General features: G+C 66.8%; 13 protein-coding genes. 9 read left to right on the top strand and 4 right to left on the bottom strand.

The window, feature by feature from the left end:
• Nucleotide 1 precedes the first annotated feature (1 nt).
• From RMO01_RS12480 to RMO01_RS12470, 3 genes are all read right to left on the bottom strand, one after another.
• Nucleotides 2-208: a hypothetical protein gene (locus RMO01_RS12480; protein ID WP_309629378.1), complete on the bottom strand. Its 207-nt coding sequence runs from the start codon at nucleotides 206-208 to the stop codon at nucleotides 2-4.
• Nucleotides 209-315: 107 nt separating this feature from the next.
• The gene (locus tag RMO01_RS12475; protein WP_309629377.1) at nucleotides 316-957 is read right to left on the bottom strand and encodes a uracil-DNA glycosylase; all 642 of its coding nucleotides are present in this window, start codon (nucleotides 955-957) and stop codon (nucleotides 316-318) included.
• Complete coding sequence (locus RMO01_RS12470; protein WP_309629376.1) at nucleotides 954-1,535, bottom strand: NYN domain-containing protein; 582 nt, start codon at nucleotides 1,533-1,535, stop codon at nucleotides 954-956. Before RMO01_RS12470 ends, RMO01_RS12475 begins: the two co-directional genes overlap by 4 nt.
• 76 nt (nucleotides 1,536-1,611) lie before the next feature.
• On the opposite strand from RMO01_RS12470, the gene folK reads away from it, so the two are divergent.
• The 3 genes from folK to RMO01_RS12455 all read left to right on the top strand — a co-directional run bounded on the left by folK (nucleotide 1,612) and on the right by RMO01_RS12455 (nucleotide 4,843).
• Nucleotides 1,612-2,103 (top strand): 2-amino-4-hydroxy-6-hydroxymethyldihydropteridine diphosphokinase, encoded by a 492-nt coding sequence (folK, locus tag RMO01_RS12465; protein ID WP_309629404.1) that lies wholly within the window; start codon nucleotides 1,612-1,614, stop codon nucleotides 2,101-2,103.
• Between the two features lie 98 nt (nucleotides 2,104-2,201).
• Nucleotides 2,202-2,561: a DNA-directed RNA polymerase subunit omega gene (gene rpoZ / locus RMO01_RS12460; RefSeq protein ID WP_298163127.1), complete on the top strand. Its 360-nt coding sequence runs from the start codon at nucleotides 2,202-2,204 to the stop codon at nucleotides 2,559-2,561.
• A gap of 68 nt (nucleotides 2,562-2,629) precedes the next feature.
• The gene (locus tag RMO01_RS12455) at nucleotides 2,630-4,843 is read left to right on the top strand and encodes a bifunctional (p)ppGpp synthetase/guanosine-3',5'-bis(diphosphate) 3'-pyrophosphohydrolase (RefSeq protein ID WP_309629403.1); all 2,214 of its coding nucleotides are present in this window, start codon (nucleotides 2,630-2,632) and stop codon (nucleotides 4,841-4,843) included.
• A gap of 3 nt (nucleotides 4,844-4,846) precedes the next feature.
• Here RMO01_RS12455 and RMO01_RS12450 read toward each other — a convergent pair whose 3' ends face one another.
• Nucleotides 4,847-4,963, bottom strand: a complete 117-nt coding sequence (locus tag RMO01_RS12450) for a hypothetical protein (RefSeq protein WP_303695797.1) — start codon at nucleotides 4,961-4,963, stop codon at nucleotides 4,847-4,849.
• 245 nt (nucleotides 4,964-5,208) lie between these two features.
• On the opposite strand from RMO01_RS12450, the gene dnaE reads away from it, so the two are divergent.
• From dnaE to tsf, 6 genes are all read left to right on the top strand, one after another.
• The gene (gene dnaE, locus RMO01_RS12445) at nucleotides 5,209-8,700 is read left to right on the top strand and encodes a DNA polymerase III subunit alpha (protein ID WP_409013077.1); all 3,492 of its coding nucleotides are present in this window, start codon (nucleotides 5,209-5,211) and stop codon (nucleotides 8,698-8,700) included.
• Between the two features lie 16 nt (nucleotides 8,701-8,716).
• Nucleotides 8,717-9,082, top strand: coding sequence for a GFA family protein (locus RMO01_RS12440; RefSeq protein ID WP_309629375.1), 366 nt, complete (start codon nucleotides 8,717-8,719; stop codon nucleotides 9,080-9,082).
• 19 nt (nucleotides 9,083-9,101) lie between these two features.
• Nucleotides 9,102-10,628, top strand: coding sequence for a D-alanyl-D-alanine carboxypeptidase/D-alanyl-D-alanine-endopeptidase (gene dacB, locus RMO01_RS12435; protein WP_309629374.1), 1,527 nt, complete (start codon nucleotides 9,102-9,104; stop codon nucleotides 10,626-10,628).
• A gap of 122 nt (nucleotides 10,629-10,750) precedes the next feature.
• Complete coding sequence (locus tag RMO01_RS12430) at nucleotides 10,751-11,341, top strand: DUF4142 domain-containing protein (protein ID WP_309629373.1); 591 nt, start codon at nucleotides 10,751-10,753, stop codon at nucleotides 11,339-11,341.
• Between the two features lie 222 nt (nucleotides 11,342-11,563).
• Nucleotides 11,564-12,463: a 30S ribosomal protein S2 gene (gene rpsB / locus RMO01_RS12425; protein ID WP_309629372.1), complete on the top strand. Its 900-nt coding sequence runs from the start codon at nucleotides 11,564-11,566 to the stop codon at nucleotides 12,461-12,463.
• Nucleotides 12,464-12,562: 99 nt separating this feature from the next.
• Nucleotides 12,563-13,507, top strand: coding sequence for a translation elongation factor Ts (gene tsf, locus RMO01_RS12420; protein WP_309629371.1), 945 nt, complete (start codon nucleotides 12,563-12,565; stop codon nucleotides 13,505-13,507).
• The last annotated feature ends 63 nt before the right edge of the window (nucleotides 13,508-13,570 follow it).

Genomic DNA, 13,570 nt, shown 5'->3' with positions numbered 1-13,570 from the left:
TTCAGCCCAACGGCTGGGCGTCGACCACGTTCTGGACCGAGGCGACCGTCGTCCGGTGGGTGTCATAGAGACCCAGCGACGGACGCATCATCGCGTCTACGACCTGACCGGACAGCGTCACAACGACCGCCGTCAGGATCGCCAGCCCGGCGACCTGGCGTTCACCCGACGTGAACAGCTGAGCCTTGTTGGTGGTCTGTTTGCGCATTGAAAAGCTCCCTCTGACCCCCAAACGGAAGCTGCGCGGCAGTGTTCCGATCCGGATCGGCTGGAGCCGGACTCGCCGATTCGGTGTGTCCGGCCAACAACAGTCCCCTAGGCGGGGTCAGCGTCGATGGCGGCGCGGGCGCGTCGGAAGATGTCCTCGAACATCTCAGGCGTCAGGCGCCCGGTGTTCGTGTTGAGCCGTGAGCAGTGATAGCTGTTGATCAGGGTGTAGCCGCCGACCCGGGCCTGAACCCCATGTCCGGCGGCCATCGCCGAGGCCGGGGCGCCGAGCGCCTTCAGCACGCTCTTTCGCGACACGTCGCCCAGGGTGACGATGACCTTGAGGCGGCGCAGGGCGGCCAGACGGTCGATGAGGAAGGGACGGCAGGTCTTTTCCTCGATCGGCAGGGGCTTGTTCAGCGGCGGGGCGCAGCGGACGGCGTTGGTGATCATGCAATCGACAAGCTTAAGCCCGTCGTCGGGCCGCGCATCGTAGACGCCGGTCGCAAAGCCCGCCTTCGTCAGGGTCTGGTAGAGAATCCAGCCCGCGCCGTCGCCGGTGAAGGGACGGCCCGTCCGGTTGGCGCCCGTGCGGCCGGGAGCGAGGCCCGCGACGAGCAGCCGGGCGTCCGGATCGCCGAACGACGGGGCGGGGCCGTTGAACCAGTCGGGGTTCTGGCGCCTATTCTCCTCTCGATAGGCGACGAGGCGGGGGCAGAGCGGGCAATCGCGGGGCGGCTCGGGGATCATGCGCGGTCGTCCCGGTCGAAGGTGCGGACAGTCGGCGTCGTGCCGGGCGTGCGCGGGCGGCCGTAGTCCTGGAGCAGGTCTACCAGATCGACGAAGTCGTCGGCCTGGCGCCGCAGTTCGTCGGCGATCATCGGCGGCTGGCTCTTCAGGGTGGAGACGACGGTGACGCGAACGCCTTTCGACTGCACCGCCTGGACCACCCGGCGAAAGTCGCCGTCGCCCGAGAACAGGATGGCGTGGTCGATGCGCGGGGCCAGCTCCAGCATGTCCACGGCGATCTCGATGTCCATGTTCCCCTTGGTCCGGGTGTGACCCTGGGCATCCGTGAACCGCTTCACCGGCTTGGTCACCAAGGTGAAGCCGTTGTAGCCGAGGAAGTCGATCAGGGGCCGGATCGGAGAGAACTCTTCGCCCTCGGTCACCGCCGTGTAATAACAGGCGCGAACCAGGACGGCTTTCTCCCGGAACGCATCGACCATCTTCCTGAAGTCGATGTCCGCGTTCAGGGCCTTGGTCGCCGAATAGAGATTGGCCCCGTCGATGAAGAGGGCCAGGCGGTCGGTCGGATAGAGTCTCATGGAAATCGTGCCCCCGAAATCGGTCACAGAACCTGAAGCGGTCAGCGTCAATATCGACGACGACCTGGATCTGGACATGGCGGTCATCGTCGCGCTGGGCTGCAATGACAAGGGGGTGTGGTCTTCGTGCCATGAGGCTCTGGAGGCGGCGCTGGCCCGGTTCCGGTCCGAAGGCATCGATGTGGTCGCTCGCTCCAGCTGGTGGGCGTCGCAGGCCTGGCCCGATCCGACCGATCCGCCCTTCCTGAACGGCGTGGCGATCGTCCGCACCGCCCATGATCCCCACGCCCTGATGGCGGCGCTAGGCCGGATCGAGGAGGCGTTCGGACGCCGACGCACGGCGGTGAACGCGCCCCGGACCCTGGATCTGGACCTGATCGCCTATGGCCGCTCGCAGGGGGATTGCGAGGGGCTGATCCTGCCGCATCCGAGGGCGGCGGACCGGCTGTTCGTCACGGGGCCCTTGGCGGAGATCGCGCCGGAGTGGCGCCATCCGGTGCTGACCACGACCGCGAGCACACTCAGCGCCGGCGCAACGGTGGGCATCGATGCTCGCCCTCTGAGTTGAGCGCCGCAAAAGCGCCGCCCTCGGAATGCAGATGTGGCGTTGCACAAATGCACACCTATCTGTATGCAACGCGGTTCTCCCCCCGCCCGAGGTAATTCATGGCTCGCGTCACTGTCGAAGACTGCATCGAGAAGGTGCCGAACCGGTTCGGACTGGTCCTGCTGGCCGGTAACCGCGCCCGCGCGATCGCCAACGGGGCCGCCCTGACGCTCGATCGGGACAACGACAAGAACCCGGTCGTCGCCCTGCGCGAGATCGCGGAGGACACCGTCGTTCCCGCCGAACTGCTGGAGACCGTCGTGGTCGCCCTGCAGCGCGTCGACGAGCGCACCGAAGCCGAGGACGAGGCGGAAATCGTCGGTCTGCTGGCCGAGCCGCAGCACATGAACATGGCCGAGGCCGAACTGATCCGCGCGCTGCAGAGCGACCGGGACGGCGGCCAGGAGGAACGCTACTGACGGCGGAACCCGCCAACGGTATCACCATCCTCCCGGCGCGGTCCGGTTCGATCCCGCCGGCGAACGACATTGCCAATGACATCGTATCGCCGTCGGCTCCGCAGCCGGCGGCGAAACGCATTCCGGTCCTGCGCCAGTTCGAGCTGATCGAGGCGGTCAAGGCCTATGATCCCACCGCCGACGAGGCCCTGCTGAACCGGGCCTATGTCTATGCGATGAAGATGCACGGCTCGCAGCTGCGGGCCTCGGGCGACCCCTATTTCGCCCACCCGATCCAGGTCGCGGGCATCCTGACCGACTACCGGCTGGACACGGCCACCATCGTCACGGCCCTGCTGCACGATGTGGTCGAGGACACCTCGGCCACGCGCGACGACATCGCCCGCATGTTCGGCGAGGAGGTCGCGGTTCTGGTCGAGGGGGTGACCAAGCTGTCGCGGCTGGAACTGCAAGCCGAGCACACGCGCCAGGCCGAGAACCTGCGCAAATTCATCCTAGCCATCAGCCGCGATGTGCGGGTCTTGCTGGTCAAGCTGGCGGACCGTCTGCACAACATGCGGACGCTGAAGTACGTCAAGCCGGAGAAGCGTGAGCGGATCAGCCGCGAGACGCTGGAGGTCTATGCGCCGCTGGGCCGGTCGATCGGCATCCACTCCATCGCCTCCGAGCTGGAAGAACTGGCCTTCGAGCATCTGAATCCAACGGCCCGGACCGCCATCGAGCGGCGGCTGGAGGCGCTGAAGCTCGAACACGGCCACGCCACCGAAGGCGTCGCCGCCGAGATCCAGCAGGTGCTCAGCGAGGCGGGCATCGCCGCGCGCGTCTATGGTCGGCAGAAGACGCCCTATTCGATCTGGAGGAAACTGCAGCGCAAGTCGGTCGGCTTCTCGTCCCTGTCGGACATCTACGGCTTCCGGGTGCTGGTCGAGTTCGAGGACGATTGCTACCGGGCGCTGGGTGTCATTCACCGCGCCTGGCCGATGGTGCCAGAGCGGTTCAAGGACTTCATCTCGACGCCCAAGTCGAACAACTATCGTTCGCTGCACACAACCGTGGTCGGACCGGGCGGCCTGCGTATCGAGATGCAGATCCGCACCGAGGCCATGGACCGGGTCGCCGAGGACGGGGTGGCGGCGCACTGGGCCTACAAGAACCAGTCCTACGGATTCGACCAGGAGGCGATGGAGAAGGACGGCGGGCGCGACCCGCTGCAGAACCTGCGTCACCTCGTGCAGGTCATCGAGCACGGAGAGGGGGGCGAGGACTGGGTCGAGCACGCCAAGCTCGAGATGTACCTGGACCAGGTCTTCGTCTTCACGCCCAAGGGCGCCCTTATCACCCTGCCGCGCGGCGGGATGGCGCTGGACTTCGCCTATGCGGTCCACACCGAGGTCGGGGACACGGCGGTCGGGGTCAAGATTAACGGCGAGCTCAAGCCCATGCGCACGGCGCTGCAGAACGGCGATGTGGTCGAGGTCATCCGCGGCAAGAAACGCGAGGCGCCGGCGGACTGGCGCAGCCTGACCGTCACCGGCCGGGCGCGCTCGGCGATCCGTCGCCATATCCGCTCGTCAGAGCGGGACGAGTTCCACAAGCTGGGCAAGACGACGCTGGAACAGGCGTTGACGCGCGCGGGCAAGTCGCTGGCCGATGTCTCGCTGAAGGCCGTGGTCGAGACCCTCGCCACGGGCACGCAGGAAGACCTGTTCGACGCCATCGGCCGGGGGCGAATTCAGGCCAACCGGGTCGTCGAAATCCTGTTCCCGTCGCTGAAGGGGACGCTGACGACCGGCACGGATCGCAAGAAGATCGCCGACGCCCAGGCGCGGCTGTTCGTGCGCGGCGGCGGCCTGACGCCGGGCGTCAGCATCCATTTCGGCGCCTGTTGCACCCCGGTGCCGGGCGACCGGATCGTCGGCATCCTGGAGCCCGAAAAGGGGCTGACCGTCCACGTCATCGACTGCCAGAAGCTGGCGGATTTCGCCGACGACGACAGCGTCTGGCAGGACCTGCAGTGGACGCCGCAGGCGGAGCAGGGGGTGGTGGGCACGGCCCGCCTGCGCGCCACGATCCAGAACGCGCCGGGGGTGCTGGGTCAGGTGGCGACGGTGATCGGCGAGGCCGGCGGCAACATCCTGAACCTGAAGATGGCCCACAGGCAGTCGGACTTCTTCGACGTCGACCTGGACGTCGAGGTCGCCGACGCGAAGCACGCGACCAGCATCATCGCCGCGCTGAGGGCGAATCCCAGCGTGGATACGGTCGAGCGCTCGCGCGGCTGACGTCTACTTCTTGCCGGGCGGCTGGGTGAAGGGCGAGGTCCCGACGGACACGGCCGGCTTGGGCTTCTCCGCCTTGGGTTTGCGGACTTCCTTGTTCGACTTCACTTGACCCTTGGCCATGACCGGTACTCCTGACGCGTGCCGCCGGAAGGGCGGCCCCATGTCTCCGCTGAACCTAGACCTTTCCACGGCGCGTCGCCATCGGTTCACAGGTCCTGTTGACGAGAACAAACAGACAACATAGAACAATACCGGAACACGCAATCTGGGGATAAGACGATGACACGGGTGGTTCGGGAAGCGCTGTCGCTTGCATCGTGCGGCGGCTTTGTCTGGATGGTGTGGCAGGTCGCCCTGTTGGCGAGATGAGTCGCCTCCGGCCTGCGCTCGAGGTTCAGGCCATCACCGATACCCCCTCAGAGACCGGTTTCGTCCATCTGAGGGTGCGCTCGGCCTATTCGCTGCTGGAAGGTGCGATCAAGGCGGGCAAGGTCGGCAGGCTGGCGGCCGATGCGGGCATGCCCGCCGTGGCCGTGGCCGACCGGGTCAATCTGTTCGGAGCGCTGGAGTTCTCCGAGGCGTCGAAGAGCGTCGGTGTTCAACCGTTGATCGCCTGTGCGCTTCCGGTCACCGGCATCGGCGGCAAGCGGGCAGAGCGTTGGGCCAAGGTCCCGACCATCGTCCTGATCTGCCAGAGCGAGATCGGCTGGCGGAACCTGTGCGCCCTGTCGTCCTCGGCCTATCTCGATGCGGGCGATGACGAGCCGCACGTGCCCTGGGCGAAGGTCGTCGCCCATTCGGAAGGGTTGATTCTGCTGTCCGGCGGTCCGGACGGCCCCGTCGATCCCCTGTTCGTGCAGAACAAGCCGGGCGAGGCCGCCCATGCGCTGGCGACCATGGCCGGGGTGTTCGGCGACCGGTTCTACGTCGAGCTGCAGCGGCACGGTCTGGCGGACGAGGCCGCCGCCGAGCGCGGTCTGGTCGAATGGGCCTATGCCAACGACGTCCCGCTGACAGCGACCAATGACGTCCACTACGCGAAGCAGAACCAGGCGAAGTCGCACGACGCCCTGCTGTGCATCGCCGACGGCGCCTTCACCGGTCAGGAGGATCGCCGCCGGATCACCGACCAGCATTTCTTCAAGACGGCGGCGGAGATGCGGACCCTGTTCGCCGACCTGCCCGAGGCCTGCGACACGACGATCGAGATCGCGCGACGCTGCGCCTTCCTGGTCAAGACCCACCCGCCGATCCTGCCGCGCTTCGACGCCGGCGACGGCCGGACCGAGCCCGACGAACTGATGCACCAGGCCCGCGAGGGTCTGAAGGCACGTCTGAGACAGGTCACACCGTCCGCGCCCGAGGCCGACTACTGGACCCGCCTGGAGTGGGAGGTCGGGATCATCACCCAGATGGGCTTCCCCGGCTATTTCCTGATCGTGGCGGACTTCATCAAATGGGCCAAGTCGCACGGGATCCCGGTCGGGCCGGGGCGGGGGTCCGGCGCCGGGTCTCTGGTCGCTTGGGCCCTGACCATCACCGATCTGGACCCCTTGCGGTTCGGCCTGCTGTTCGAGCGGTTCCTGAACCCCGAACGGGTCTCCATGCCCGACTTCGACATCGACTTCTGTCAGGAGCGGCGGGAGGAGGTGATCACCTATGTCCAGGAGCGCTACGGCAAGGACCGGGTCGCCCAGATTATCACCTTCGGCACGCTGCAGGCGCGAGCGGTGCTGCGCGACGTCGGCCGGGTGCTGCAGATGCCCCTGGGTCAGGTCGACCGGCTCTGCAAGATGGTGCCCAACAATCCGGCCAATCCGACGACGCTTGCGCAGGCCATCGAGATCGAGCCGCGCCTGAAGGAGGCGCGCGACGCCGAGAAGTCGGTGGCGAACCTGCTGGCGACGGCGCTGGAGCTGGAGGGCCTGTACCGCAACGCCTCGACCCACGCCGCCGGCATCGTCATCGGCGACCGGCCCCTGGTCGAGCTGACGCCGCTTTATCAGGACCCGCGCTCGGATATTCCGGCCACCCAGTTCAACATGAAATGGGTCGAACCTGCGGGTCTGGTGAAGTTCGACTTCCTGGGCCTGAAGACCCTGACGGTGCTGGACCGGGCGCACGGCTATCTGAGCCGCAGAGGCGCTGCGCAGGATTTCAACCTGCTGCCGCTCGACGACAAGTCGACCTATGAGCTGATGGCCTCGGGTCAGACGGTCGGCGTGTTCCAGCTGGAATCGCAGGGGATGCGCGACACCCTGCGCAAGATGCGTTGCGGCTCCATCGAGGAGATCACCGCCCTGATCTCCCTGTACCGGCCCGGGCCGATGGAGATGATCGACACCTATATCGACCGCAAGTTCGGGCGACAGGAAGTCGACTACCTGCATCCGTCCCTGCAGGAGACGCTGTCGGAGACCTATGGCGTCATCATCTACCAGGAACAGGTGATGAAGATCGCCCAGATCCTGGCCGGCTACAGCCTCGGCGAGGCCGACCTTCTTCGACGCGCCATGGGCAAGAAGAAGAAGGAGGAGATGGACATCCAGAAGGCGCGCTTCATTGCGGGCGCCTCCGAAAAGTCCGTGCCGGAACAGCAGTCTGACGGCATCTTCGAACTTGTGGCCAAGTTCGCCGGCTACGGCTTCAACAAGTCGCACGCCGCCGCCTATGCGCTGATTTCGTATCAAACCGGCTGGCTGAAGGCGAACCACCCGGTCGAGTTCTTCGCCGCCTCGATGTCGCTCGACCTGTCCAACACCGACAAGCTGGCGGTCTTCTATCAGGACGCCAGGAAGTTCGAGGTGCCGGTGCGCGCGCCCGACGTGAACGCCTCTTCCGCCGACTTCGACGTGGCGTGGGACGACGAGGGCAAGGGCGCGGTCCTCTATGCGCTCGGCGCCATCCGCAACGTGGGCCTCGAGGCCATGAAGCACGTCGTCGAGGTGCGCGAGACCGGCGGGCGGTTCGCCGACATCTTCGACTTCCTCGAACGGGTCGACCCGCGCGCGGTCAACAAGCGGGCGCTGGAAGGCCTGGCCAAGGCGGGGGCCTTCGACAGCATCCACCCGAACCGGCGTCAGCTGTTCGAACAGGCCGATGTGCTGATGGCCTATTGCCAGAGCGTGGCGGCGGACCGGACGTCGTCGCAGGTGTCGTTGTTCGGCGCGGATCAGGCTGCGGCCTCGCGTCCCCGGTTGAAGAGCGTGGACCTTTGGGTCGGGCCGGAACGGCTGGACCAGGAACTGTCGGCCGTCGGCTTCTACCTCTCCGGCCACCCGCTGGAGGACATGGAGGGGGCTCTGCGGCGCAAGCGCGTGACCTTCGTCGCCGAGGCGGTGCAGCGCGCTGAACAGGGCCACGACGCCTTCATGATGGCGGGCGTCGTCCGTCGTCGTCAGGAGCGGGCCAGCGCCAAGTCGGGCGAGAAATTCGCCTTCGTCACCTTCTCGGACCCGACCGGCGAGTTCGAATGTCTGTTCCCGCCGGAGCAGCTGAGAAAATGCCGGGAACTGCTGGAGGTCGGCGCCGCCTTGATGGTGCGGGTCCGGGCCAAGTCGTCGGACGGCGAGGTGCGGTTCTTCGGCGACGACTGTTCGAAGCTGGACGCGCTGGTGGACGACGCCTCGGTGGGGCTGCGGGTTCACGTCTCTGCGCGATCCACCGACCCGGCGGCGATACAGGCGCGGCTGGCGCGGGCTCTGGCTCAAGGCAAGGGCGGGGAAATCACCCTGATCGCCTCGCTGGATGGGCGGCGCGAGGTCGAGGTCCGCCTGCCGGGTCGCTACAGGCTGGACGGGGCGCTGAGAGGCGCGCTGAAGTCGGCGCCGGGCGTGCTGATGCTGGAAGATGCCTGATCAGGAAGAGGGAACCATGGCCGAAGTTGAGACACACACCGGAGGCTGTCACTGCGGCGACGTCGTCTTCGAGGTCGATACGGACCTGTCGATGGTCATGGAATGCAACTGCACTCACTGTTTCCGAACGGGTGTCTGGCTGACCTTCGTGGAGCCCTCGGCCTTTCGCCTGCTGAAGGGCGAGGACGCGATCCAGGAATACCTCTTCAACACACGCAAGATCCGGCACTTCATCTGCAAGACCTGCGGCGTCGAAACCCACGGGGAGGGCGCCGGCCCGGACGGCAAGGTCAATATCGCCGTAAATGTCCGCTGCCTGACCGATATCGAACCGTTCAGCGTTGCCCCGACGATGCGCTACGACGGCCTGCATACGATCTGAAACACGGCGGAGAAGCGGGATGGGCGTTCGCCGACGGGGCTTGAAGCCCGGCCTGGGCGCGGCGTTGTGGGTGCTGTTCGCGGGATTCGGTCTCTCGCTCGGCGCCTGTGCGTCCCAAGGGGCGGGCCGTGTGGCGATTGAGCCGTCGATGGTCGCCATCCTGGACGATCCGGCGCTTGGCGGCACGCGCTGGGGACTTCTGGCTGTGACGTCCGAAGGCGAGACGATCGCTGAGGTGCGGGCCGACGATCGCTTCAGCCCCGCGTCCAATGCCAAGATCTTCACTACGGCCGCCATCTTCGCCCGGCTGGAAGACCTTGATGCGGCCGACCCCGATGACGGGACGTCCGTCAGGCTGGAGCGGCGCGCCGGCGGCGGAGCTCCGGACGTGGCCCTGATCGGGGCGGGCGATCCCTTGTTGGGCGACGGACCGGCCTGCATCGTGACATGCCTCGCCGAACTGGCCGACGCGGTCGCGGCCCGCGCCCGAAGTGTCGGCGACGTCATCGGAGATGACAGCCTCTATCCCGACGAGCGATGGGGCCCTGGCTGGAGCTGGGAGGACATGCAGACGTCGTTCGGAACGGCCGTCTCGGCCCTGACCGTCAATGACAATGTCGTCCTTCTGGAGGTGTCGCCCGGCGAGGCAGCCGGCGGGCCGCTGCAAACGGCATGGCGGGCGGGCGACGATCTTCTGGTTCTGCAGACCGAGGCGATCACGGTCGCTGAGGGAGAGGCCGATCTGCGGCTGGACCGGCGGCCAGGGTCGGACGCCGTTCGCCTCTATGGCCGGATGCCGGTACAGGGGGCCGCGATCACGCTACGGATCGGGATCGACGATCCAGCCGCTTTGGCGGCGGCCAGATTCAGCCGCCTTCTGGAGCAACGCGGGGTCGTGATCGAGGGGCGCGTCCGGGCGCGTCACCGCCCGCTGACACTGGCGGACGACCCGGTCGCGCGCGCGGGCATGAACGAGGATCGGGCGGCCGAAGCGGACGGCGTGGAGGTCGCGCGCCTGACTCGGCAGCCTCTTACGGCCAGTCTCCGGCGCATCGGCAAGTCCAGTCAGAACCTGTACGCCGAGCTGATGCTGCGTCGATTGGGCCTGATCGAGGGCTCCGGTTCGCGCGCCGACGGGCTTGGTGAGGTGGAGGCCCTGATGGCGGACGCGGGCGTCGAGCGTGCGGCCTACGATCTGAACGATGGTTCGGGCATGTCGGTCTATAACCGCATCAGCCCGCGCGCGACGACCACCTTCCTGCTGTGGACCATGAGCCAGCCCTGGGGCGAGACTTGGCGGGCGACCCTGCCGGTCGGCGGCAGGGACGGGACCCTGGCACGGCGGTTCGTCAGCACGCCGCTGGAAGGCCGGATCTTCGCCAAGACCGGCAGTCTGAACGGCGTCAACGCCCTGGCCGGGTTCCTCACCGCAGCCAGCGGCCGGACGCTGGTCTTCTCGATCTACGCCAACGACCGACCGTCGACGGCCGGGTCGGCGACCGAGGTGATGGACCGCGCCTTGCTGGCGCTGGCGGCGGAGAACTGACGCCCTGGGGGCGACCGCCGTTGGCTGTGTGAGCGCTCCAGCCGCGTTGGGGTCCTCTATCCGACATTGGAACCCAAGGTGGTCCGCCCCGGTTACGACGGCTAACCACGGAGGATTATTCCATGACACGCATGCTTCTCGCCGGCGCCGCCACTCTTGCCCTGTTGGGCGCCTGCAGCCAATCCGATGATCCGGCCGACGACGCGGCAGCCACCGTCAACGCCGCGCAGGACGCTATGTCGGGACCTGTCGGCCAGACCTCGGCCGCGACCCTCGGCGCGAACACCGCCGGCGGTTTCGTCACCTCGCTGGCCGTTTCGGACATGTACGAGTTGCAGTCCGCAGAGATCGCCATGGCCAGGTCGTCGACCACAGGGATCGACGAGCTCGCGGGCATGATCAAGTCGGACCACACGGCCTCGACCGCCAAGCTGAAGACCATTGCACCCACGGAGGCCGCTGACACGACCCTGCCGACCGCACTGGACGAGCGCCGTCAGGGCATGATCGACAACCTGAACGCGGCAGCCCCGGCCGACTTCGACCGGGTCTGGCTGACCCAGCAGGTCGCTGCCCACAATGAGGCCCTGACCCTGCTGAACGGCTTCAAGGACCACACCGAGACCGCGGGCCTGGCCGCCCTGGCGATGGAGATCATCCCCAAGGTCACTGTGCACCGCGACCATGCCCAGCGCATGCTCGACGCGATCTAGAACGGGACGAACCCGGGATAACGAGAAGGGCGGTCCGAACGGACCGCCCTTTCTCATGCCGGGACTTCGCTTGCCTTTCCGGCCCGCCTCGCCTATATGCCCGCCCACTTCACACGCAGGCGTGGCGCGTTTCGGGGAGAAATCCTGAAGCGCTCCGTTCCGAGGGACCATTTGGTCCTTTCAACGTCTGCGGCGGAATAATCGGAAAAAGGACTTCCAATCATGGCTCTGCCAGACTTCTCCATGCGCACCCTGCTCGAAGCAGGCGCCCACTTCGGCCACCAGACGCACCGGTGGAACCCGAAGATGGAGCGCTACATCTTCGGCTCGCGCTCGAACATCCACATCATCGACCTGTCGCAGACGATGCCGCTGTTCCACCAGGCTCTGGTGGCCGTGCGCGAAGTCGCTGCAAAAGGGGGACGGGTCCTGTTCGTCGGCACCAAGCGCCAGGCCGCTGAGCCCGTCGCCGAGGCCGCCAAGCGCTGCGCCCAGTACTACATGAACAACCGCTGGCTCGGCGGCACCCTGACCAACTGGCGCACCGTGTCGGGCTCCATCGCCCGCCTGCGCGAGCTGGAAGGTCTGCTGGAGCGCGGCGGCGAGGGCCGGGTCAAGAAGGAACTGCTGACCCTCGAGCGCGAAAAGGAAAAGCTGGAGCTTTCCCTGGGCGGCATCAAGGACATGGGCTCCATCCCCGACATCATGTTCGTGATCGACACCAACAAGGAAGCGATCGCGATCCTTGAGGCCCGCAAGCTGAACATCCCGATCATCGCGATCCTGGATACAAACTCGGATCCCGACGGCATCACCTATCCGATCCCGGGCAACGATGACGCCGCGCGCGCCATCCAGACCTACTGCGACCTGATCGCCGACGCCGTACTCGACGGTCTGGCCGCCGGCGCCGCCCACTCGGGCGTCGATCTGGGCGCTTCGGAAAACCCCGTCGAGCCGATGCTGGCCGAGGCTTCGGCCCCGGTTGAAGCCGATGTCGCCCCCGCGGGCGCCGAGGCCGTCGCCGAGGAAATGCTGGCGGCTTCGGGCGAAGAGTCGCCTGCCGAAGAGCCTGCCGCTGCCGAGGCGCCGGCTGCCGAAGCCGAGAAGACCGAAGCCTGATCGGATCGGTCCGGCGATCCGGACCGTCCGCAAACTGACATGCGGCCGGGCTAATCCAAGCCCGGCCGCTCACGCATTCAAGACCTCAGGAGACCAGAAATGGCCGAGATCACCGCCGCCCTCGTCATGGAACTTCGCGCCAAGTCCGGCGTCGGCATGATGGATTGCAAGAAGGCGCTTCAGGAAACCGACGGCGACATCAGCGCCGCGATCGACTGGCTGCGCGCCAAGGGCCTGTCCAAGGCCGCCAAGAAGGCTGATCGCGTCGCCGCCGAGGGCCTGGTTGCCGTCGCCAGCCGTGAAGACGGCAAGGGCGAAATCGGCGCCGCCATCGAGTTCAACTCGGAAACCGACTTCGTCGCGCGCAACGAACTGTTCCAGAACGCCGCCAAGGCCTTCGCCGAGAAGGGCCTGGAGCACCACGATGTCGAGGCCCTGCACGGCGCCGAACTGGAAAACGGCAACACCATCCAGGCCGAGGTCACGAACATGATCGCGACCATCGGCGAGAACATGCAGCTGCGTCGCGCGGCGCGCCTGTCGGTCGATGAAGGCGTTGTCGCCTCGTACGTCCACAACGCCGTGGCTCCGGGCCTCGGCCGCATCGGCGTGCTGGTCGCCCTGCACGGCGGCGGCGACAAGGTCGCCCTGCGCGAACTGGGCCGCAAGATCGCCATGCATGTCGCCGCGACCGCTCCGCTGTCGTTGAACACCGACGATCTGGACCCGGCCGCCGTCGAGAAGGAACGCGCTGTCCTGACCGAAAAGGCCAAGGAAGAGGGCAAGCCCGAGAACATGATCGCCAAGATCGTGGAAGGCCAGATCAACAAGTTCCAGAAGGACGTGGTGCTGACCAAGCAGCCGTTCGTCATGAACCCGGACGTGACCATCGAACAGCTGGTCGCCGACACCGGCAAGGAACTGGGCGCGCCGGGCCTGCACCTGGCCGGCTTCGTCCGCCTGGCGCTGGGCGAAGGCGTGGAAAAGGTCGAGGGCCCGGACTTCGCTTCGGAAGTCGCCTCGATGATGGCTCCGCAAGCTTAAGCGCAAACACTGCGTGACACTTGGGGCGCGTTCGGCTTTGAAGCCGGACGCGCCCTTCGTTTA

It is taken from the genome of Brevundimonas sp., assembly GCF_031412435.1.
Taxonomy (GTDB): Bacteria; Pseudomonadota; Alphaproteobacteria; order Caulobacterales; family Caulobacteraceae; genus Brevundimonas.
This window is presented reverse-complemented; position numbering and strand designations above follow the sequence as displayed.

Bases quoted from the DNA above. Each gene is read 5' to 3' on its own strand.
- RMO01_RS12480 (WP_309629378.1), bottom strand. From the start codon at position 208: ATGCGCAAACAGACCACCAACAAGGCTCAGCTGTTCACGTCGGGTGAA.
- RMO01_RS12475 (WP_309629377.1), bottom strand. From the start codon at position 957: ATGATCCCCGAGCCGCCCCGCGATTGCCCGCTCTGCCCCCGCCTCGTC.
- RMO01_RS12470 (WP_309629376.1), bottom strand. From the start codon at position 1,535: ATGAGACTCTATCCGACCGACCGCCTGGCCCTCTTCATCGACGGGGCC.
- folK (WP_309629404.1), top strand. From the start codon at position 1,612: ATGGCGGTCATCGTCGCGCTGGGCTGCAATGACAAGGGGGTGTGGTCT.
- rpoZ (WP_298163127.1), top strand. From the start codon at position 2,202: ATGGCTCGCGTCACTGTCGAAGACTGCATCGAGAAGGTGCCGAACCGG.
- RMO01_RS12450 (WP_303695797.1), bottom strand. From the start codon at position 4,963: ATGGCCAAGGGTCAAGTGAAGTCGAACAAGGAAGTCCGCAAACCCAAG.
- dnaE (WP_409013077.1), top strand. From the start codon at position 5,209: ATGAGTCGCCTCCGGCCTGCGCTCGAGGTTCAGGCCATCACCGATACC.
- RMO01_RS12440 (WP_309629375.1), top strand. From the start codon at position 8,717: ATGGCCGAAGTTGAGACACACACCGGAGGCTGTCACTGCGGCGACGTC.
- dacB (WP_309629374.1), top strand. From the start codon at position 9,102: ATGGGCGTTCGCCGACGGGGCTTGAAGCCCGGCCTGGGCGCGGCGTTG.
- RMO01_RS12430 (WP_309629373.1), top strand. From the start codon at position 10,751: ATGACACGCATGCTTCTCGCCGGCGCCGCCACTCTTGCCCTGTTGGGC.
- rpsB (WP_309629372.1), top strand. From the start codon at position 11,564: ATGGCTCTGCCAGACTTCTCCATGCGCACCCTGCTCGAAGCAGGCGCC.
- tsf (WP_309629371.1), top strand. From the start codon at position 12,563: ATGGCCGAGATCACCGCCGCCCTCGTCATGGAACTTCGCGCCAAGTCC.